16 protein-coding genes are annotated in these 19517 nt (G+C 70.4%); 7 read left to right on the top strand and 9 right to left on the bottom strand.

Annotation, left to right across the window (positions count from 1 at the left end; genetic code table 11):
- The first annotated feature begins 24 nt into the window (after window positions 1-24).
- Together ACQHIV_RS15160 and ACQHIV_RS15155 are read left to right on the top strand one after the other, a co-directional pair.
- The gene (locus ACQHIV_RS15160) at window positions 25-732 is read left to right on the top strand and encodes a TetR/AcrR family transcriptional regulator (RefSeq protein WP_427894766.1); all 708 of its coding nucleotides are present in this window, start codon (window positions 25-27) and stop codon (window positions 730-732) included.
- 150 nt (window positions 733-882) lie between these two features.
- Window positions 883-2271 (top strand): MFS transporter, encoded by a 1389-nt coding sequence (locus tag ACQHIV_RS15155; protein WP_427894765.1) that lies wholly within the window; start codon window positions 883-885, stop codon window positions 2269-2271.
- 50 nt (window positions 2272-2321) lie between these two features.
- On the opposite strand, the gene ACQHIV_RS15150 is transcribed toward ACQHIV_RS15155, so the two are convergent.
- The gene (locus tag ACQHIV_RS15150) at window positions 2322-3575 is read right to left on the bottom strand and encodes an aspartate aminotransferase family protein (RefSeq protein WP_427894763.1); all 1254 of its coding nucleotides are present in this window, start codon (window positions 3573-3575) and stop codon (window positions 2322-2324) included.
- A gap of 77 nt (window positions 3576-3652) precedes the next feature.
- Here ACQHIV_RS15150 and ACQHIV_RS15145 point away from each other — a divergent pair, with 77 nt between their 5' ends.
- The gene (locus ACQHIV_RS15145; RefSeq protein WP_427896502.1) at window positions 3653-5113 is read left to right on the top strand and encodes an NAD-dependent succinate-semialdehyde dehydrogenase; all 1461 of its coding nucleotides are present in this window, start codon (window positions 3653-3655) and stop codon (window positions 5111-5113) included.
- A 12-nt stretch (window positions 5114-5125) separates the two neighbouring features.
- Here the strand turns inward: ACQHIV_RS15145 and ACQHIV_RS15140 are convergent, their stop codons facing one another.
- Entirely contained in the window at window positions 5126-5776 is a 651-nt protein-coding gene (locus tag ACQHIV_RS15140; RefSeq protein WP_427894761.1) for a GntR family transcriptional regulator, read from the bottom strand.
- On the bottom strand, window positions 5773-6501 hold the full coding sequence (locus tag ACQHIV_RS15135; RefSeq protein ID WP_427894759.1) for a maleate cis-trans isomerase family protein: 729 nt from the start codon (window positions 6499-6501) through the stop codon (window positions 5773-5775). The genes ACQHIV_RS15140 and ACQHIV_RS15135 overlap by 4 nt, the downstream gene beginning before the upstream one ends.
- Window positions 6502-6546: 45 nt before the next feature.
- On the opposite strand from ACQHIV_RS15135, the gene ACQHIV_RS15130 reads away from it, so the two are divergent.
- The gene (locus tag ACQHIV_RS15130; protein WP_427894757.1) at window positions 6547-9444 is read left to right on the top strand and encodes an FAD-binding and (Fe-S)-binding domain-containing protein; all 2898 of its coding nucleotides are present in this window, start codon (window positions 6547-6549) and stop codon (window positions 9442-9444) included.
- Here ACQHIV_RS15130 and ACQHIV_RS15125 read toward each other — a convergent pair.
- From ACQHIV_RS15125 to ACQHIV_RS15115, 3 genes are read right to left on the bottom strand one after another with little or no spacing between them, the layout of a single operon-like run.
- Entirely contained in the window at window positions 9441-10631 is a 1191-nt protein-coding gene (locus ACQHIV_RS15125) for a PLP-dependent aminotransferase family protein (RefSeq protein ID WP_427894755.1), read from the bottom strand. The two genes, ACQHIV_RS15130 and ACQHIV_RS15125, sit on opposite strands and share 4 nt — an antisense overlap.
- A 4-nt stretch (window positions 10632-10635) precedes the next feature.
- Window positions 10636-11820, bottom strand: a complete 1185-nt coding sequence (locus ACQHIV_RS15120) for a M24 family metallopeptidase (RefSeq protein WP_427894753.1) — start codon at window positions 11818-11820, stop codon at window positions 10636-10638.
- 23 nt (window positions 11821-11843) lie between these two features.
- Entirely contained in the window at window positions 11844-12605 is a 762-nt protein-coding gene (locus tag ACQHIV_RS15115) for a maleate cis-trans isomerase family protein (protein WP_427894751.1), read from the bottom strand.
- Window positions 12606-12672: 67 nt separating this feature from the next.
- Here ACQHIV_RS15115 and ACQHIV_RS15110 point away from each other — a divergent pair, with 67 nt between their 5' ends.
- Genes ACQHIV_RS15110 through ACQHIV_RS15100 form a run of 3 tightly spaced genes read left to right on the top strand, consistent with a single transcriptional unit; the run spans window position 12673 to window position 15523 of the window.
- Complete coding sequence (locus ACQHIV_RS15110) at window positions 12673-13653, top strand: D-2-hydroxyacid dehydrogenase (protein WP_427894750.1); 981 nt, start codon at window positions 12673-12675, stop codon at window positions 13651-13653.
- Entirely contained in the window at window positions 13650-15035 is a 1386-nt protein-coding gene (locus tag ACQHIV_RS15105; RefSeq protein ID WP_427894748.1) for an amidase, read from the top strand. Before ACQHIV_RS15110 ends, ACQHIV_RS15105 begins: the two co-directional genes overlap by 4 nt.
- Window positions 15032-15523 (top strand): DUF3830 family protein, encoded by a 492-nt coding sequence (locus ACQHIV_RS15100; RefSeq protein WP_427894746.1) that lies wholly within the window; start codon window positions 15032-15034, stop codon window positions 15521-15523. Before ACQHIV_RS15105 ends, ACQHIV_RS15100 begins: the two co-directional genes overlap by 4 nt.
- Here ACQHIV_RS15100 and ACQHIV_RS15095 read toward each other — a convergent pair.
- From ACQHIV_RS15095 to ACQHIV_RS15085, 3 genes are all read right to left on the bottom strand, one after another.
- Window positions 15510-16316, bottom strand: coding sequence for a MerR family transcriptional regulator (locus tag ACQHIV_RS15095; RefSeq protein ID WP_427894745.1), 807 nt, complete (start codon window positions 16314-16316; stop codon window positions 15510-15512). The genes ACQHIV_RS15100 and ACQHIV_RS15095 overlap by 14 nt on opposite strands.
- A gap of 20 nt (window positions 16317-16336) precedes the next feature.
- Window positions 16337-17848, bottom strand: a complete 1512-nt coding sequence (locus ACQHIV_RS15090) for an amidase family protein (protein WP_427894743.1) — start codon at window positions 17846-17848, stop codon at window positions 16337-16339.
- A 380-nt stretch (window positions 17849-18228) separates the two neighbouring features.
- Window positions 18229-19236: an amidohydrolase family protein gene (locus tag ACQHIV_RS15085; protein ID WP_427896500.1), complete on the bottom strand. Its 1008-nt coding sequence runs from the start codon at window positions 19234-19236 to the stop codon at window positions 18229-18231.
- Between the last annotated feature and the right edge of the window lie 281 nt (window positions 19237-19517).

The raw sequence follows: 19517 nt of genomic DNA, 5'->3' as shown, positions 1-19517 counted from the left end.
TACGGTGTTCGCTACAGTGGTCCCATGACGCACTCTCCGTGGCAGCCGATCACCCCCGCGAAGCCGGCTCGCGAGCGCAAGGCTCCGCTCACCCGGGACCGGATCGTCGACGCCGCGATGGAGCTGCTGCGCAAGGAGGGGTACGACGGCGTCTCGATGCGCAAGGTCGCCCAGGAACTCCGCACCGGCCCGGCCTCGCTCTACGCCCATGTCGCGAACAAGCGGGAGCTCGACCAGCTCCTGGTGGAGCGGGCCAATGCCGACCTGTCCTTCGACGAGCCGGTCGACCCCGCGCGCTGGCAGGAGCAGCTGAAGGACCTGATGCGCGGGATGCTCGGCGCGCTGCGCGCGAATCCGGGGGTGGCCCGCGCCGCGATCGGCGCCGTACCGACGGGGGATCGGGCGCTGCAGACCACCGAACGGATGCTCTCGCTGCTCAAGGCGGGCAGTCTCCCGGACCAGGCCGCGGCGTGGGCGGTCGACCTGATCCCCTTGTACGTAACGGCGGTCGCGTTCGAGGAGACCGTGCAGAGCGCCTCCGACTGGACCCTTGACGACGTCGAAGCCTTCGTCGCCGGACTGCGCACCTACCTTGCCGGGCAGCCGGCCGATCGTTTCCCGCTGATCGCGGCGCTGGCCGGTCCGCTCACCTCCGGTGCGTCGGGTGACGAGCGGTTCGAGTTCGGTATCTCCGTCATCGTCGCGGGTCTCGCCGCGCTCGCCCAACCCTGATCGATCGTAGGTTCAAGTGCTTGTGGTTCACGAATGCACATGGTTAACATTCGGATTGTCTACAAAACTACGACTTTGTCACTCGTGAGGCGTGTGGATTGCGTGTGGGGTGGGCACTCGGGTGAGGCCGTATGACGACAGGAGGACATCGTGGACGCCGACACCCCGCCACCAGTGGTACCGCCGACCGAACAGGAGCAGCCCCCAGGAGTACTGAAGAAGGCCATCGCCGCCTCGGCCATCGGCAATGCCACAGAGTGGTTCGACTACGGCATCTACGCCTACGGCGTGACGTACATCTCGGCCGCGATCTTCCCCGGTGACACCCAGAGCCAGACGCTGCTGGCGTTGATGACGTTCGCCGTCTCGTTCCTGGTCCGTCCGCTCGGCGGCCTGGTCTGGGGCCCGCTCGGTGACCGGCTCGGCCGCAAACACGTGCTGGCGATCACGATCCTGATGATGTCCGGCGCGACCCTGTGCGCCGGACTCGTCCCCTCGTTCCACACGATCGGCTACTGGGCGCCGGTGCTGCTGGTGCTGTTGCGGATGGTGCAGGGCTTCTCGACCGGCGGCGAGTACGGTGGTGCGGCAACGTTCATGGCGGAGTACGCGCCGAGCCGCAAGCGCGGGTTCCTCGGCAGCTTCCTGGAGTTCGGCACCCTGTCCGGGTTCTCGCTCGGTGCGCTGCTGATGCTGGGCTTCTCGCTCGTACTCGGTGACGAGCAGATGCACGCGTGGGGCTGGCGTCTGCCGTTCCTGGTGGCCGCGCCGCTCGGTCTGGTCGGCGTCTACCTGCGGTCCCGGCTCGAGGACACGCCGGTCTTCCGCGAGCTCGAGGCGAAGGGCCAGAAGGAGGAGGAGACCGCGACCCAGTTCAAGGACCTGCTGTCCGGCTACTGGCAGCCGATCCTGCGCCTCGGCGGCATGGTGATCGCGCTGAACGTCGTGAACTACACGCTGCTCACGTACATGCCGACGTACCTGGAGAAGCAGATCGGCCTGAGTGCGGACAAGTCGTTGGTCGTGCCTATCATCGGCATGCTCGCGATGATGGTGTTCGTGCCGTTCGCCGGCCGCGCGTCCGACCGGATCGGGCGAAAACCGTTGTGGTGGGCATCCTTGGCCGGGCTGTTCGTGTTCGGCGTACCGATGTTCCTGCTGATGGGTACGAACCTGGTCGGCGCGATCGTCGGCTTCGCGGTGCTCGGCCTGCTGTACGTGCCGCAGCTCGCGACCATCTCCGCGACCTTCCCGGCGATGTTCCCGACGCACGTCCGGTACGCCGGGTTCGCGATCGCGTACAACGTGTCGACGTCGCTGTTCGGCGGTACGGCGCCCGCGGTGAACGACTGGCTGACCGCGAAGACCGGTGACTCGCTGGTCCCGGCGTACTACATGATGGCGGCCTGCGTGATCGGCGCGCTCGCACTGGCGAGGGTGCCGGAGACGTCGCGGTGCCCGATCAACGGCACCGAGATCCCGGGCACCGAGGACGCCCCGCCGCCCGTGGCCCTGGAGCCGGCCCACGCGAAGGCCTGAAACGACGAACGACCCGCGCTCACCGTGGTGAGCGCGGGTCGTTCGCGTTGTCAGCCGAGGACGGCGGAGACGGCGTCGGACCAGAGGCCGGCCGCCTCGTCGACCTCGTCGGGGGACACGACCAGCGCCGGGATGAACCGCACCACCTGGCCCCAGGCGCCACAGGTGAGCAGCAGCAGTCCACGGCGTGCGGCTTCCTGCTGGACGGCGGTGGCGGTCGCGGCGTCGGGTTTGCCGTCCGCGTCGCGGAACTCGTTGCCGATCATCAGGCCGAGCCCGCGGACGTCGGTGATCTGCTCGTGCTTGTCCGCGACCAGTTGCAGCGCCTGCTTGAGCTGCGCGCCACGGTCGGCCGAGTTCTGGACGAGCCCTTCGTCCTGGATGACGTCGAGCGTCGCGATCGCTGCCGCGCAGGCGACCGCGTTCGCGCCGTACGTGCCGCCCTGCGAACCGGGCCAGGCCTTCTCCATCAGGTCCGACGACGCGGCGATCCCGGACAGCGGGAAGCCGGAGGCCAGCCCCTTCGCGGTGACGAGCACGTCCGGGTGCGAGCCGAAGTGGTCGCCGCCCCAGAATTTCCCGGTCCGCCCGAAGCCGGTCTGTACTTCGTCGACGACCAGCAGGATGCCGTGCGCGTCGGCGCGTTCGCGCAGGCCGGCGAAGAACCGTTCATTTGCTGGGACATAGCCACCCTCGCCGAGCACCGGCTCGACGAAGAACGCCGCGGTGTCGGCCGGTGTGCTCAACGTCTGCAGCACGTAGTCCAGTTGCTTGAGGGCGAAGTCCGTTGCCTGCTCGACCGGCCAGCCGAAGTGACCCGGGTCCGGGAACGGCGACACGTGCACGCCGGCCATCAGCGGGCTGAAGCCGGAGCGGAACTTGGTGCCGGACGTCGTCATCGACGCCGCGGCGACGGTCCGGCCGTGGAAGCCGCCGTGGAACACGATCACGTTCGGCCGGCCGGTGGCCTGCCGGGTGAGGCGGAGCGCGGCCTCGATCGCCTCGCTGCCCGAGTTCGCGAAGAACATCCGGTCGAGGTGCCGGGGGAGCACCTCGCCGAGCCGGTCGACCAGCGTCAGCAGCGGCCGGTGCATGACGGTCGTGTACTGCGCGTGGATGATCCGGCCGACCTGCTCCTGCGCGGCCGCGACCACCCGGGGATGGGAGTGCCCGGTCGACGTGACGCCGATGCCGGCGGTGAAGTCCAGATACCGGCGGTCGTCCTCGTCGAACAGTTGCACGCCCACTCCACGGGCGGCGACCACCCCGGTCGCCTGTTTCAGGATCTGCGAGAGCTCGGCCACGGACTTCCCTCCAACCGCAAGATGGTAGATTGTTGACAATCCTACCTCAGCAGTTCCAGGCCGGTGAAGGGGTGCAGATGGACGAGTCCACCGTGGTCCAGGCGGTCGAGAAGCGGTTGTTCATCGACGGGAAATGGGCGGACGCCGCCGGCGGCAGGACCTTCGAGGTCGTCGATCCGTCCACCGGCGAGGTGCTCTGCGCGGTCGCCGACGCGTCGCCGGCCGACGGGCGGGCCGCGCTCGACGCCGCGGTTGCCGCGCAGCCGGACTTCGCCCGGACCTCGCCGCGGGAGCGGTCCGACCTGCTGATGACGGCGTACCGGCTGCTGATGGAGCGGGTCGACGAGCTGGCGTTGCTGATGACGCTGGAGATGGGCAAACCGCTCGCCGAGGCGCGCGGCGAGATCGCGTACGCGGCCGAGTTCTTCCGGCACTTCTCCGGCGAGGCGCTGCGGATCGACGGCGGGTACCAGACCGCGCCGGCCGGCAACGCGCGGTTCCTGATCACCAAGCAGCCGGTCGGCCCGTGCCTGCTGATCACGCCGTGGAACTTCCCGATGGCGGTGGGCACCCGCAAGCTCGGCCCCGCGATCGCCGCCGGCTGTACGAGTGTCATCAAGCCCGCGCACCAGACACCGCTGTCGATGCTTGCCCTGATGGAGATCCTGGCCGAGGCCGGCCTGCCCGCGGGCGTGGTGAACTGCGTGACCGCGATGGACGCCGGCGGTGTGATGGAGCCGCTGATCCGGTCCGGGCTGGCGCGGAAGCTGTCGTTCACCGGCTCGACCCGGGTCGGCCGGATCCTGCTCGAGCAGTGCGCGGAGAAGGTGCTGCGGACCTCGCTCGAGCTCGGCGGCAACGCGCCGTTCATCGTGTTCGAGGACGCCGACCTGGACGAGGCGGTGACCGGTGCGATCGCGGCGAAGATGCGGAACATGGGCGAGGCCTGCACCGCGGCGAACCGGATCTTCGTCCACCGTTCGGTGATCGACGACTTCGGCCGCCGGCTCGCGGAGCGGATGGGTGCGCTGACCGTCGGCCGCGGCACCGCGCCGGACGTGACCGTCGGCCCGCTGATCGACGAGGCCGGCCGCGACAAGGTCCGCGCACTGGTCGCGGACGCGGTCGACCGCGGCGCGACCGTGCTCACCGGCGGAGAGGTTGCCCCGGGCAACGGGTACTTCTACCCGCCGACGGTGCTCACCGGCGTACCGCGGGAGGCGGCGATGGCGGACCAGGAGATCTTCGGGCCGGTCGCGCCGCTGACCCCGTTCGGTACCGAGGACGAGGTGGTGCGGGCCGCCAACGACACGGAGTACGGGCTGGTCGCCTACGTGTTCACGAACGACCTGCGGCGGGCGCTCCGGGTGGCCGAGGCGATCGAGACCGGGATGGTCGGGCTGAACCAGGGCGTGGTGTCGAACCCCGCCGCGCCGTTCGGCGGTGTCAAGCAGTCCGGCCTCGGTCGCGAGGGCGGCGCGATCGGCATCGACGAGTTCCTGGAGACCAAGTACATCGGCATTGCCGCCGGCAGCTGAGCCGGCTGGCGGCTACGTGCGGGCGAGGCGTTCGATGGCGTCCTGCATGTGGTCGGAGAGCAGTTCCTTGGTGCGCTCGACCTCGCGGTCGCGGATCGCCGCCGCGATCCGGCGGTGCTCGAGGTAGCGGTCGTCGTCGGCGGCGTACGTCGCCTCGAGCGCGTGGATGCACATCCGGGTCTCGATGATCGAGGTCCGGTGCATCCGCACCAGCCGCGGGCTGCCGGAGGCCCGGACCAGGTGCTCGTGGAACTGGATGTCGATCTCGCCGACCGCGGCCGGATCGTGCCGGACCGGCTTCATCCGCTCGGCGATCGCGTGCAGGTCCAGCCCGACGGTCTCGAAGTCGCCGTCGCGCAGGATCAGCAGCGCCGCGGCCTGCTCGATCGCCTCGCGGGCGTAGTACATGTCGCGGATGTCGGCCGGGCTCATGTCGATGACGAACAGGCCGCGGTTCCGGATCGGGACCAGCAGCCCCTCCTGGGTGAGCCGCTGCATCCCCTCGCGCAACGGTCCGCGGCTGACGCCGAGCTTGCGGGCCAGGTCGGCCTCGACGAGCTGGGCGCCGGGTTTGAACTCCCCGTGGCTGATGGCCTGGCGCAGCTTGTCGGCGATGATGCTCGGCGTCGACTCCTGCGCCAGCGGCTCGATGTAACTGGTCACAGCACATTCTCCCCTTGCCCGAACAGCATCCCGAGACCCGGCAGCGACGGCACCGGGCCGACCAGCTCCAGACCCTTCCACACCGTCACCTGGTTCGCGGTCAGCACCGCGCCGCCGGTGGCGATCTCCAACTCGTCGATGATTCCCAGCGTGTGCAGCGCGGTGTCCGGGATCAGCACCGCGTCGGCGTCGCGGTGGTTCGCGGCCTTGGCCATCGTGATCACCTGCTCCGGCTCCAGCGTCCCGACCTCCGCGGCGGTGACGATCCCGCTGCTGCCCATCGACACCACCTCGATGCCGGCCGCGGCGAGGAACCGGACGAAGTGCTGGGCGACGTCCTCGGGGTACGACGCGGCCACCGCGACCCGGTGGATCGCCAGCTCCGCGCAGGCCTCGACGAACGCGATCGAGGTGGACGACGCCGGTACGCCGACCGCCTGCGCGACCCCGCCCGCCTGGATGTTCGCGCCCTCGCGGCCGAACACGAAACTGCCCGAGGTGCACGCCCACATCACGGAGTCCGGATGAGCCTGCTTGAGCTGCGCGGCGCCCTCGGCGAGGCGCTCGGCCCGGCCGAGATCGAGGAGCGCGTCCACGCGGTGGGCGTCCTCGCCCACCGAGGTGATCACGACCGGCAGCTTGACCTGTCCGTTCAGCTTCGCCTCGAGCAGGGAGTAGTCGTCCTCGGCACTGTGCCCGGGATAGAGCAGCCCTACCGTGACCATCGCACCTCCTGGCTTGATCCGCACCGAATGGGTAGATTGTCGACAATGTTAACCCCAGAGCGTCCGGAGCCCGGGTCCGCTGCGAGGCACCCCGCGGACAACTCCGCGTACGACGCTCAGGGTCTGCTGGCGACGCTCCGCCGAGAGCTCCGGGGTACGGCGGCCGACGACCGCCGGACCCGCGCGCTGTACGCGGCGGACGGTTCGAACTACCGCGCCGTCCCCGATCTCGTCGTCGTACCGGCCGACGTGGACGACCTGGCCGCGGCGGTCTCGCTGACGGCGGCCGCCGGTGCGCCCGTGGTGCTCCGCGGCGGCGGTACGTCGATGGCCGGCAACGCGATCGGCGGCGTCGTGATCGACGCGTCCCGGCACGTGAACCGGATCCTCGATCTCGACGCCGAGGCACGGACAGCGGTGGTGGAGCCCGGCGTCGTACTGACCGAGCTGCTGGCGGCCGCGAAGCCGCATGGGCTCGCGTTCGGTGCGGACCCGTCGTCGGCGAGCCGGGCAACGCTCGGCGGGATGATCGCGAACAACGCCTGCGGCGCGCACTCGGTCGCGTGGGGGACGACTGCCGACAATCTGCGGTCACTCGAGCTGGTCCTTGCCGAGGGCACCCGGCTGACGGTCGACGCGGCTGCTGATCGGGCCGTTGCCGCGGCGCGGCCTGGGCGGGAAGGTGAACTGCACCGGGCGCTGCAGGCCTTCGCGGAGCGGCACGAGCTGCTGATCGGGCGGCGGTTCGGGCAGTTCAGCCGGCAGATCTCCGGGTACGCGTTGCACCGGTTGCTCGGTGACTACAACGTGGCCGGGCTGCTGTCCGGGAGCGAAGGCGGCCTGGCTGCGACGCTCCGCGCGACGGTCGAGCTGGTCGAGTTGCCCAAGGCAAGGGTTCTGTGCGTGCTCGGGTTCGCCGACTCGATCACCTCGGCGGACTGTGTGCCGGTCGTACTGCGGCATGCACCGTTGACGATGGAGTCGATCAACAACGAGCTCGTCGACCGGTTGCCGAAGGAAGTCCGTGACGCCGCGGTGCACGCCGGTCTGCCGGACGGCAACGCCTGGCTACTGGTCGAGGTCGGTGGGTCGGACGAGGCCGCCGCCGCGGCGGCGGCCCGCTCGATGCTGGCGGAACTGCGCGATTCGGGTGCGACTGCCTCGCTGGTCACGGAGCCTCAGGCACAAGCCGTGCTGTGGCGTTGCCGTACGGACGCCGCGGGGCTGGCGACCCGGCGCGCGGACGGGGCGGAGGCGTGGGGCGGTTGGGAGGACGCCGCCGTACCGCCGGAGCGGCTGGGCGCGTACCTGCGCGGGCTCGACGAACTGCTCGGGCGGCACGGGTTGTCGGGGGCGTCGTACGGGCACTTCGGCGAAGGCTGCATGCACATGCGGATCGACTTCGACCTGTTGAGCCGGCGGGGGATCGCGACGTACCGGGAGTTCGTCGAGCAGGCCGCGGACCTGGTGGTCGGGCTCGGCGGATCGGTGTCCGGCGAACACGGCGACGGCCGGGCGCGGGGCGAGCTGCTGGCCAGGATGTACGGCGCGGACGGCGTCGCGCTGTTCGGTGAGCTGAAGCGGATCTGGGACCCGGCCGGCGTGCTGAATCCGGGGATGATCGCCGATCCGCCGCCGCTGGACGCCGGGATCCGGCACGACGGGCCGGCGAAGGATCGTCAACTGTTGACAATCTTCAGCTATCCGGACGACGGGCACGACTTCGCCCAGGCGCAGCGGCGGTGCGTCGGGATCGGGAAGTGCCGGCAGACGTCGGGCAGCGTGATGTGCCCGAGCTACCAGGCGACGCGCGAGGAACTGCACTCGACGCGCGGGCGGGCGCATCTGCTGTGGGAGATGCTGCAAGGCGACCTGGTCACGGACGGGTGGCGGTCCACCGAGGTACGGGACGGCCTCGATCTGTGTCTGTCGTGCAAGGGCTGCTTGTCGGACTGCCCGGTGAACGTCGACATGGCGACGTACAAGGCCGAGTTCACCCATCATCACTACGCACGCCGCCCGTGGGCCAGGCCGATGTCGCACTGGTCGATGGGGTGGCTGCCGGTGTGGTCCCGGCTCGCGTCACGCGCTCCGAAGCTTGCCAACCGCTTCGCCGCGCTGTCGTTGACGAAGCGCCTGGGCGGGATCGCCGCTGAGCGGGCTGTGCCCGGGTTCGCCTCGCAGTCCTTCACTCAATGGTTCAAAGGTCGTACGCCGGGAGCCGCCGGGCGGAAGGTCGTGCTGTGGCCGGACACGTTCACGAACTACCTGGCTCCGGAGATCGGGCGGGCCGCGGTCGCCGTACTGGAGAACGCCGGCTTCGAGGTCGTCCTGCTCGGCAAGCCGGTCTGCTGCGGTCTCACGTGGATCTCGACCGGGCAGCTCACGACCGCGCGCCGCGTCCTCAACCGGTCGCTGGCCGTGCTGGCTCCGCACCTCGCCGCGGGTACGCCGATCGTCGGCCTCGAACCGAGCTGTACGGCGGCCTTCCGGTATGACGCGCCCGCGCTCGTCGACCATCCTCTCGCGGGATCGGCGGCTGCCGGCATTCGGACGTTCTCCGAGTTTCTCGTCGATGCCGGCTGGACGCCGCCGCGGGTCGGGGGAGAGGCCTTCGTCCAGCCGCACTGCCATCAGCACGCGGTGCTCGGGTTCGAGGCCGACCGCCAGCTGATGGCGGCCGCCGGGATCGACAGCGAGCTCGCCGCGCCCGGTTGCTGCGGGCTGGCGGGCAACTTCGGGTTCGAGCGCGACCACTACGACGTGTCCAAGGCGGTCGGTGAGCGCTCGCTGCTGCCCGCCGTACGCTCGTTGCCGTCGACAACAGCCGTGCTCGCCGACGGCTTCAGCTGCCGGACCCAGATCGCCCAGGGCACCCCGCGGACCGCCCGCCACCTGGCGGAGGTACTCGCCTCAGGTCTCCCGGACAGCGGTGTCAGTTAGTTCGTTGCGAGTCTGTCGACGGCACGCCGGAGCCGAGTGATGCCGTCCTGGATGCGGTCGGGAGTCGTCGACGCGAAGCAGACCCGGAACGCGTCGGCGAAGCGTCCGCTGGGGGAGAAGGCCGGGCCGGGGATGAACGCCACGCCCTCCGCGAGCGCGACCTCGAACAGCTTCTGGGTGTCGACGCCGTTCTCCAGCGTCACCCAGAGGAAGAAGCCGCCCTCCGGATCCGTCCACCGCGCGATGTCGCCGAAGTGCTCGGTCAGCGCGGCATGCATCGCCTCCTTGCGCGTCCGGTACTCCGCACGCTGCCGCACCAGGTGCTCCTCCAGATGCCCACCGCTGAGGAACCCCGCCAGCAGCCGCTGCGCCGGCAGGTTCGTACAGGTGTCCATCGCCTGCTTCGCGTTGATCAGCAGCTGCTGCAGCGCTGGATCCGCGTCGACCCACCCGACCCGCAGCCCGGGCGCGACGATCTTCGAGAAGGTCCGCACCGAGAACACCAGCGGATCGCCCGCACCCAGCTCCCGCAACGTCGGCAGCGGATCGCCGGCGAACCGGAGGAGCCCGTACGGGTCGTCGTCGATCACCATCGACCCCCAGGACCGGGCCAGCTCCAGCAGTTGGTGCCGCCGGGCCAGCGACAGCGTCGCGCCGGAGGGATTCTGGAACGTCGGGATCGTGTAGATCGCCTTCGGCCGCCGTCCGTCCAGCAGCTTCGGCAGAGTGTCGACCATCATCCCGTCGGCATCCACCGGCACCTCGAGCAGCTCCGCGCCGTACGACAGTGCCGTCGCGCTGCCGTTCGTGTACGTCGGAGACTCCACGACGACGAGGTCGCCCGGGTCGACGAAGATCTTGCAGAACAGGTCGAGGCCCTGCATGCCGCCGGCCGTGACGGTGAGGCGGGCCGCGGTCGTCTCGTCGCTCGTGCCGCGCAGCATCTCCAGCAACGCCGCGTGCAGCGGCGGATCGCCCTCGGTGGCCGCGTAGTCGTAGGCGTCCGGGCGGGCCAGCTCGTCGGCCGCGATCGCGGACAGGATCCGCGACGGTACGGCCTCGGCGGCGGGCGAACCCATCGCGAAGCGGACGATGTCGTGGGTCTGCTTGTGCAGGAGCGACGTACTCGAGTCGATCACCGAACCTACGAGTCCGGTCGCGCGGGCCGCGTACGGGAGTGCGGACAAGGGCTTACCTCCTGATCGTCAGTTCGTGGGACAGACCGGTCAGTCGTTCCACTCCGTCGGCGGTGACCACCACGGGCTCGGACAACTCGTAGCCCCAGCCGTCCATCCACATCCCGAGGATGACGTGGAACGCCATTCCCGCGGTCAGCACGGTGGTCTCCTCGGGGCGCAGGCTGACGGTGCGTTCGCCCCAGTCGGGCGGGTACCCGATACCGATCGAGTACCCGATCCGGGATTCCTTCACCAGGCCGTGCGCGGCGATCACGTCGTCGAACGCGGCATGCACGGCGCCGCCGGTGACACCCGGCCGGATCGCCGACAAGGCGGCACGCATGCCGTCGGCGACGATCTTCGCGGTCTCCCGGAGCCGCCGCGGCGGGTCGCCGAGCATGATCGTCCGGGCGAGCGGGGCGTGGTACCGGCCGAAGACGCCGGCCAGTTCGACGGTGGTCGCCTCGCCGCTGCGGAACGGGCGGTCGGTCCAGGTCAGGTGCGGCGTACCGGCCGCGTTCCCGGTCGGCAGCATCGGCACGATCGCCGGGTAGTCGCCGCCGTGCTCCGGCGTGCCGGTGGCCTGCGCGGCGAGGATCTCGGCGACCAGGTCGCACTGCCGCCGGCCGGGCCGGAGCTGGTCGAGCGCGATCCGCATCGCCTGCTCGGCGATCCGGCCGGCGATCCGCAGCTGGCGGAGCTCGTGCTCGGACTTCACCAGCCGGACCCAGTTCACCAGCTCGGCCGAGTCGACCAGCCGGCGGCCGGGCAGCCCGTTGCCGAGGGCAAGGTACCCGCGCGGCGTGAAGTAGTGCGCGTCCGCCTCGACCGCGACGTCGGCGCCGGCCGGCACGAGGTCGCGGCAGACGTCCGCGATCCAGTCGTACGGATGGACGTCCGGCCGGTGCACCAGCTGCTCGGGGTAACCGTGGATCTGGTCGGCGCGCAGGTTGCAGGTGTACGACGCCCCGGCCGCGTCCATCGCCCGCGCGAACAGCCGCACCTCGCCGTCGGCCGGGACCAGCAGGCACTGGGGTGTGTAGAACGACCACGCGTCGTACCCGGTCAGATAGAAGAGGTTCGCGGGATCGCTGACCACCAGCGCGCCGAGGCCGCGTTCGGCCAGGACGGCGCGGACCCGGGCCAGCCGGCCGGCGTACTCGGCGGGCTCGACCGCCTGCTCCAGCAGGTCGGACACGGACTCGCCTCTTCCCGGTTCGCTCATGGGCAACTCGCCGTCAGCAGGCGCTGGCCGGGACCGATGCCGATGCGACCGACGAGTTCCAGGACCGCCCACATGGTGACCTGGTTCGCGGTCAGCACCGGCTTGCCGAGCGCCGCCTCCAGCCCGGCGATCACGTCGTACGTCGGCAGGTTGGTGCAGCTGATGAAGATCGCCTCGACCGTAGGATTGTCGACAGCCCGCACGAGCTCGACCGTCGTCTCGTAGGGCACCGCCCAGATCTGCGCGATCAGCCCGAGCCCGGCCGTCGCGACCACCTCGATCCCGGCCTCGGCGAGGTACGCGGACAGGCCCGCGGTCAGGTCGTTCGTGTACGGCGTGACCGTCGCGACCCGGTTGATCCCGAGCCGCCGGAGCGCGAGCAGCAGCGCACCGCTGGTGGTCACCGCGGCCGGGGCGCCGGCGCCGACCATGGCGTCCACGAGCGCGAGCTCACCGGTGAGCCCGCCGACGAAACTGCCGAAGGTGCACGCATACGCGACGGCCAGCGGGGCGACCGGGAGGACGTTGTACGTCGTCCGCGCGACGAGTCCCGGATCCGAGATGTGCAACGCCATCTCGACGGTGGCCGCCATCGGGGCGTACGGCGTCCGGGTGAGGTGCAGGGTGACATCGTCGGGCACCCAGCGCCAGAGCTCCCGGTCGAGCGCGAAGTCGTACGGCGCGACGACACCGATGCCGGTCTGGAGCAGCGGTGGGACCGCTGCCGGCATCGGGTTGGTGAGGGGACGCGTGCTCATGCGAGTCAGTGTGCGGCCCCGGGTAGATTGTTGACAATCCTACCAACGAGTTCCTAGCCTCGGAGCTGTGCCGGCCCCCGTGGAACGCCCAGTCGTCGCGGTGCTCTGCGAGCGGGCGACGGACCGCCCGCCGGGCCTGGACGGCCTGCCGATCGACTTCCGGTACTGCGCCGCCGACGGGTTGGCGCCTGCGGTCGAAGGTGCGCGGGCACTCCTGCTCTGGGACTTCTTCTCGACCGCGGTCCGCGATGTCTGGTCCGGCGCCGGATCGCTCGAGTGGATCCACGTCACGGCGGCAGGCGTCGACACGCTGCTCTTCGACGAACTACGGGACTCGGCCGTTGTGGTCACCAACGCGCACGGGGTGTTCGACCGGCCGATCGCCGAGTACGTGCTGGGTGCGGTGATCGCGCACGCCAAGGACAGCCGGCGCAGTTTCGACCTGCAGCGCGAGCACCGCTGGCAGCACCGCGAGACCCGGAGCGTGCTCGGCGCGAAGGCGCTCGTCGTCGGCACCGGGGCGATCGGCCGGGCGACGGCCCGGCTGCTCACCGCGGCCGGGCTGCAGGTGCGGGGCGCCGGCCGGGTCGCGCGGGCGGACGACCCGGACTTCGGCGAGATCGTTGCCAGCGGCAATCTGTCCGCCGAGGTCGGCTGGGCCGATCACGTGGTGCTCGCGGCGCCGTTGACCGCGGCGACCCGGGGGCTGGTCGATGCCGGCGTACTGGCGGCGATGCGGCCGGGATCGCACCTGGTCAACGTTGCCCGCGGCCCGATTGTGGACGAAGGTGCGCTGCTCGACGCCGTGGCCGCCGGGCACCTCGCGGCCACCCTGGACGTGTTCGACCGCGAGCCGCTGTCGCCGGACCATCCGCTCTGGTCGGCGCCGAACGTGACGGTCACCGCGCACATGTCCGGCGACGTGGTCGGCTGGCGGGACACGCTCGCGGCCCAGTTCGCGGACAACGCACGCCGCTGGCTGGCCGGCGAACCGCTGCTGAACATCGTCGACAAGAAGCTTGGCTACATTCCGACAGGAGATCGATGACTCAGGCAACCGAGTTGGTCGAGGGCTACCGGACCGGGGCGCTGTCCCCGGTCGACGCGACGCAGGCCGCGCTGGACGCGATCGACCGGTACGACGAGCAGGTGAACGCGTTCGTCCTGGTCGATGCCGAGGGTGCGCTGGCCGCGGCGAAGGAGTCGGAGGGCCGCTGGCGCGCCGGCCGGCCGCTCGGCCCCGGCGACGGGGTGCCGACGTCGATCAAGGACGCGTTGTGGACCAAAGGCTGGCCGACACTGCGCGGCAGCACGATGATCGACCCGGCCGGGCCGTGGGCCGAGGACGCGCCGTCGGTCGCCCGGCTGCGCGAGACCGGCGCCGTCATCCTCGGCAAGACGACCACCCCGGAGTACTCGTGGAAGGGCGTCACCGACTCCTTCACGTACGGCGCGACCGGCAACCCGTGGGATCCGGCGAAGACCTCGGGCGGTTCGAGCGGCGGCTCCGCGACCGCGGTCGGGCTCGGGATGGGCGTGTGGTCGCTGGGCACCGACGGCGGCGGCTCGGTGCGGATCCCGGCGGCGTTCACCGGCACGGTCGCGTTGAAGCCGACGTACGGGCTGATCCCGCTGTTCCCGCCGAGCGCCTTCGGGACGTTGTCGCACGCGGGGCCGATGACGCGGACCGTGCGGGACGCGGCGGCGTTGCTCGACGTGGTGACCGGGTACGACCCGCGGGACTGGTCGGCGATGCCGACGCCCGGCCGGTCGTTCCTGGACGGACTGGACGACGGGATCGCGGGTCTGCGGATCGGGTTCTCGGCGGATCTCGGGTTCGTCGAGAACGATCCTGAGGTCGAGGCGCTGGTGCGCTCGGCGGTCGGGGTGCTCGCCGGGCTCGGCGCCGAGGTGACCGAGGTCGACCCCGGGTTCGCGGACCCGATCGACGCGTTCAACGTGCTCTGGTGGTCCGGAGCGGCCAAGGTGCTGTCCGGTCATGTCGTCAACGATCGGGTTGATCCCGGGCTGCGCCGGGTCGCCGAACTGGGCGCGGCGTACACGGCGTCGGACTTCCTCGACGCGACCGCGGTCCGGATGGAGCTCGGCACGCTGATGGGGCGGTTCCACCAGCGGTACGACGTACTCGTCACGCCGACGCTGCCGATCACGGCGTTCCCGGTCGGGCAGGACGTCCCGGACGGGTCGGCGTCGCCCGACTGGACGGACTGGACGCCGTACACGTATCCGTTCAACCTCACCCAGCAGCCGGCGCTGACCGTGCCGTGCGGGTTGACCAAGGCCGGTCTGCCGGTCGGACTGCAGATCGTCTGCCGCCGGCATGCCGACAATCTGACGCTGCGGGTCGGCGAGGCGTATCAGGCCGCGACCGACTGGCACCGGCGTACCCCGAGCTTGGAGGCACGATGAAGCAGATCACGGTCAGCCTGGACAAGCGCGGCGCGAGTTGCGTGGCGACGCTGCTCGACGACGTCGCGCCGCGGACCTGCGCGGCGGTGTGGGACGCGCTGCCGCTGTCGGCGCCGGTGTTCCACGGGAAGTACGCGCGGAACGAGATCTACACGTTGCTGCCCGGGTTCGCGGCCGACCCGGGGAAGGAGAACACGACGATCACGCCGATCCCGGGGGACCTGTGCTGGTTCTCGTTCGACTCCGACGATCTCGGGAATCCGGCGTACGGCTACGAGAACACGACCGGCACCGGGACCACCGGCGCGATTGTCGACCTTGCCGTGTTCTACGGGCGGAACAACCTGCTGATCAACGGTGATCAGGGGTGGGTGCCTGGGAACGTGTTCGGGGCGGTCACCGAGAATCTCGAGGAGTTCGCCGCGGCGTGCCAGGACCTGTGGATGGGCGGCGCGCGCGGGGAGACGCTGTCGTTCAGCCGGCTGTGAACGGTTGCTGCAGCTCGGTGACCCAGTCCTGCGGGTTCTCCGGGGTGTCGAGGTAGAGCTCGCGGGCCGGCTCCGCGGCACGCCGGCCGTTGTCCTCGAGCCAGCGGGCGAGCGCCTGCCAGGACGGGAGAACCTGGTCGATGGGGCCGCGGTGGACGAGCGTTGCCGCCGGCGTCGCCGGTAGGTCGATGACGTCGAGTCCGTTGAGGTTGCCTTCGGCATCGACCGCGGCGGGGACAGTCGCCCGTACGACGATGTCTGTCTGCTGCTCGTACAGGCAGGTGAGGCGGCCGGCCGGTCGCACGGCGGCGTGCGGCAGGCGGCGGCCCAGCTCCGCACAGAGCGGGTGCACCACGGGCGTGATGTCGTCCGGGGTGAAGCTCGCCGCGGTCGCGGTCAGGCCGACGAGCCGTACGGCGGGCAGTTCCTTGACCACGATGTCCTTGGCCGGGACGTCCGTCTCCAGGCCGCGGAGCCGCGCCTCGACCTGGGCGAGCCGGGCGTAGCTCTCGGCTAAGGTGCTCTCCAGTTGCGCGCGGCGCAGCGTGAGCATCGCGCGGAGTTCGGCCGGCGTCGGATTGTCGGCAATCATCGTGCCGACCTGTTCGAGCGAGAAGCCGAGGTCCTTCAGCGCGACGATCCGGTTCAGGTCGGCGAGCTGGGCGGCGGTGTAGCTGCGGTACCCGGTCGCGGGGTCGACGTACGCCGGCCGCAGCAGCCCGATCGCGTCGTAGTGCCGCAGCATCCGGACCGACACCCGGCCGTGCCGTGCGAACTCGCCGATTGCGAACATGCCGACAGTCAACCAGTTCGCTAGCGGGATCCGAGGTGTTGGGCGAGGAGCTCGGCGAACATGATCGCGGTGTCGTCCTGGTGCCACGGGCCGATGACCTGCGCCGCGGTCGGGAGCCCGGTCGCCGTACTGCCGATCGGCATGCTGAGCGCGGGATGGCCGGTGAGGGAGGCATGCGCGATCCAGAACACCTGCGCTTCGTACGGGCGCCCGTCGATCGTCGTCGAACCGTGCGGGAACGCGACCGTGAAGCTCGTCGGGCACAGGAACACGTCGACGTCGTCGAAGTACTGCTGCCAGTTCGCCCGGGCGGCGAGGCGGTGGCGTTCGGTGGTGAGGAGTTGGTCGACGGTCATGGTGGTCGGCTCACCGCCGTGGAGCGCGAAGAACAGTTCCACCTGGCGGCCGAACTCCTCGGCCTGTTCGTTCGGGTCGACGCCGGCCGGCCAACCGTCGACAATCTTCGCTCCGGCCGCGGCGAGGCGGTCGATTGTGTCGGAGAGTGCGTCACCGACATCGCTCGTCACAGGCGCGGCGGGGTGGTCGGTGACGATGCCGACGCGGAAATCCTTGAGGTCCCGGTGCCTTGGGGCGGCGAGGTTGTACGAGTACGGCGCTTCCGGGCCGGCGGTTGCGCGGAGGGCGATCCGCAGGTCGGCGGCGGAGCGGGCGAGCGGTCCGATGGTTGACAATCTGGGCAGTTCGCTGGGGATGTACGGCGTACCGGGCACCTGGAAGCCGCGTTCTGGGACGAGTCCGTTGGTCGGTTTCAGTCCGTAGACGCCGCAGTACGCCGCCGGCAGCCGGATCGACCCGACCAGGTCGGAGCCGAACTCGAGATACGTGAGCCCAGCGGCAAGCGCGGCCGCCGCTCCACCCGAGGAGCCGCCAGGGGTGCGGGTCAGGTCGGCCGGGTTGTTGGTCCGCCCGTACACCTCGTTCACGGTCTGCCCGAAGTCACCGAGCATCGTGTGAACATTCGTCTTTCCGACAACGTGCGCCCCGGCCCGCTCCAACCGCTGCACGATCACCGCGTCCTCGTCCGCGACGAAACCGGCGAATGCGGGGTTGCCCCAGGTCGTATGCATGCCCGCCACGTCGAAGCAGTCCTTCACCGTAACCGGCACCCCGTGCAACGGACCAAGCTCCTGAACCGCAGGCCTTCCCTCCGCGGCGCGGCCCGCGGGCACTGCATGTGCTGTAGGTACCGTGCCTGCTGTGGGCACCGTGCCTGCTGTGGGCATCGTGTGCGCGGTGCGCGCCGCGGGTGCTGTGCCTGCCGTGTGTGATGCGGGTGTTGTGTGCGCCGTGTGCGCCGTGTGCGCCGTGTGCGCCGTGTGCGCCGTGTGCGCCGTGTGCGTCAGCTGTGCGTCGGCGGCAGCTGCTGCGGCTAGTGCGTGCTCTCGGCGTACCTCGACGACTGCGTTGACCTCGGTGTCAGCCGCGATCCGGTCGAGCAGGTCCTCGGTGACCTCCCACGACGTCGTTCGACCCGTACGAATGCGCTCCGCGATCTCTCCAGCTGTGAACATGCGGACTGTCTACGGTCTGACACCGTGTGAGAGTCAACGCCCCACCTCAACCCCGTCGCGAAACACCCGCCGGATCCGCTCCTCGACAGCGGCGCAGTCGAGCGTCGTACCGTCCAGCACCACCAGATCCGCCGGACACTGTGTGAGAGTCAACGCCCCACCTCGACCCCGTCGCGAAACACCCGCCGGATCCGTTGGTCGACAGCGGTGCAATCCAGCGTCGTACCGTCCAGCACGACCAGATCCGCCGGACACCGTGTGAGAGTCAACGCCCCACCTCGACCCGTCGCGAAACACCCGCCGGATCCGCTCCTCGACAGCGGTGCAGTCCAGCGTCGTACCGTCCAGCACCACCAGATCCGCCGGACACTGTGTGAGAGTCAACGCCCCACCTCGACCCCGTCGCGAAACACCCGTCGGATCCGCTCCGCCACAGCGGCGCAGTCGAGCGTCGTACCGTCCAGGACGACCAGATCCGCCCGCTTGCCCGCCGCGATCTCGCCCCGATCGTCCGCCAGCCCGAGCAACCGCGCCGCGTCGATCGTCGCCGCGCGGAACGCCCCCACCTCACCGAGACCGGCCGCGGACAGATGCCGCAGCTCCCACAACGCCTCCGAGTACGGGCGCACCGGATTGTCCGTACCCATCGCGATCCGCACGCCCGCGTCGATCGCCAACCGCATCGACGCCCGGTGCGCCTCAGCCGCACCATCCGGCGCGTGTTCCGGATCGGACTGTGTCACCGACAAGGTAGGCACGTACCACGTGTCGTGCGCGGCCATCGCCTCCACGGCGGCAGCATCCAGGTACGTCCCATGCTCAACACTCGCCGCGCCGGCCCGCGCCGCCAGTTCCGCCGCCCGGGCCCCGTGCGCGTGCACCATCACCCGCCGCCCACCACGCCGCGCGGCCTCGTCCACCACCGCCGCCAACTCGTCGAACGTCAGGTGCAGATCGTGTACGCCGGTCCCGGCCGCGAGCGATCCGCCCGCCGTCACCTTGATCCAGTCCGCCCCCGCCCGCACCATCCGCCGTACGACGGCCCGCCCCGCGTCCGCCCCGTCGAAGATCGGCTCCGGCAGCGACGGGTCGCCGTAGAAGTCCAGCGTCCCCGTACGCGGCGCCCACAGGTCTCCGATCGCCCCCGTCGTACCGACCTGCCGCAGACTCAGCCGCAGATCAGGCCCCTCGATCCACCCACTCGCGACCGCGAGCCGCACCCCCACGTCCGTACCCCACGCGTCCCGCGCCGTCGTCACCCCAAGCCGCAGCAACGTCCGCATCGCCGGAACCGCCGACAACACCCGAGCCGACCGCGGCACCCGCAAGGCATCCATCCCCGGCGGCCCGAAACACACATGCGTATGACAATCCACAAACCCAGGCACCACGAGCGCCCCGGCGCAATCAACCCCGTCGTCCCCGTCCAACCCGACCCCGACGTCGACAATCCGCCCGTCACCAATCACCACATCCGCGGCACGCACCTCACCCGACCCAACATCCAGCACCACCCCCGAATGCAAAACCACCCGCCTCACACCGAACAACCCCTCCACAACCAAGCCAGGAATCCGATCGCCACGGAGTATGCCCCAACACCGCCCGCCACGACCGCAGCCGAAGCTAGCGTCCGAATCCACCGACTTCGACCAGCAACCCGCCGACG

It is taken from the genome of Kribbella polygonati (assembly GCF_050320105.1).
Classification (GTDB): Bacteria; Actinomycetota; Actinomycetes; order Propionibacteriales; family Kribbellaceae; genus Kribbella.
Note: the sequence above shows the minus strand (reverse complement) of the source record. Positions and strands in the feature narration are given on the sequence as shown.

What these genes read in the sequence shown, in the direction of transcription:
- ACQHIV_RS15130 (WP_427894757.1), top strand. Translation starts at nt 6,547, where the DNA reads ATGTTAACCCCAGAGCGTCCGGAGCCCGGGTCCGCTGCGAGGCACCCC.
- ACQHIV_RS15115 (WP_427894751.1), bottom strand. Translation starts at nt 12,605, where the DNA reads ATGAGCACGCGTCCCCTCACCAACCCGATGCCGGCAGCGGTCCCACCG.
- ACQHIV_RS15095 (WP_427894745.1), bottom strand. Translation starts at nt 16,316, where the DNA reads ATGTTCGCAATCGGCGAGTTCGCACGGCACGGCCGGGTGTCGGTCCGG.
- ACQHIV_RS15145 (WP_427896502.1), top strand. Translation starts at nt 3,653, where the DNA reads ATGGACGAGTCCACCGTGGTCCAGGCGGTCGAGAAGCGGTTGTTCATC.
- ACQHIV_RS15100 (WP_427894746.1), top strand. Translation starts at nt 15,032, where the DNA reads ATGAAGCAGATCACGGTCAGCCTGGACAAGCGCGGCGCGAGTTGCGTG.
- ACQHIV_RS15105 (WP_427894748.1), top strand. Translation starts at nt 13,650, where the DNA reads ATGACTCAGGCAACCGAGTTGGTCGAGGGCTACCGGACCGGGGCGCTG.
- ACQHIV_RS15090 (WP_427894743.1), bottom strand. Translation starts at nt 17,848, where the DNA reads ATGTTCACAGCTGGAGAGATCGCGGAGCGCATTCGTACGGGTCGAACG.
- ACQHIV_RS15160 (WP_427894766.1), top strand. Translation starts at nt 25, where the DNA reads ATGACGCACTCTCCGTGGCAGCCGATCACCCCCGCGAAGCCGGCTCGC.
- ACQHIV_RS15135 (WP_427894759.1), bottom strand. Translation starts at nt 6,501, where the DNA reads ATGGTCACGGTAGGGCTGCTCTATCCCGGGCACAGTGCCGAGGACGAC.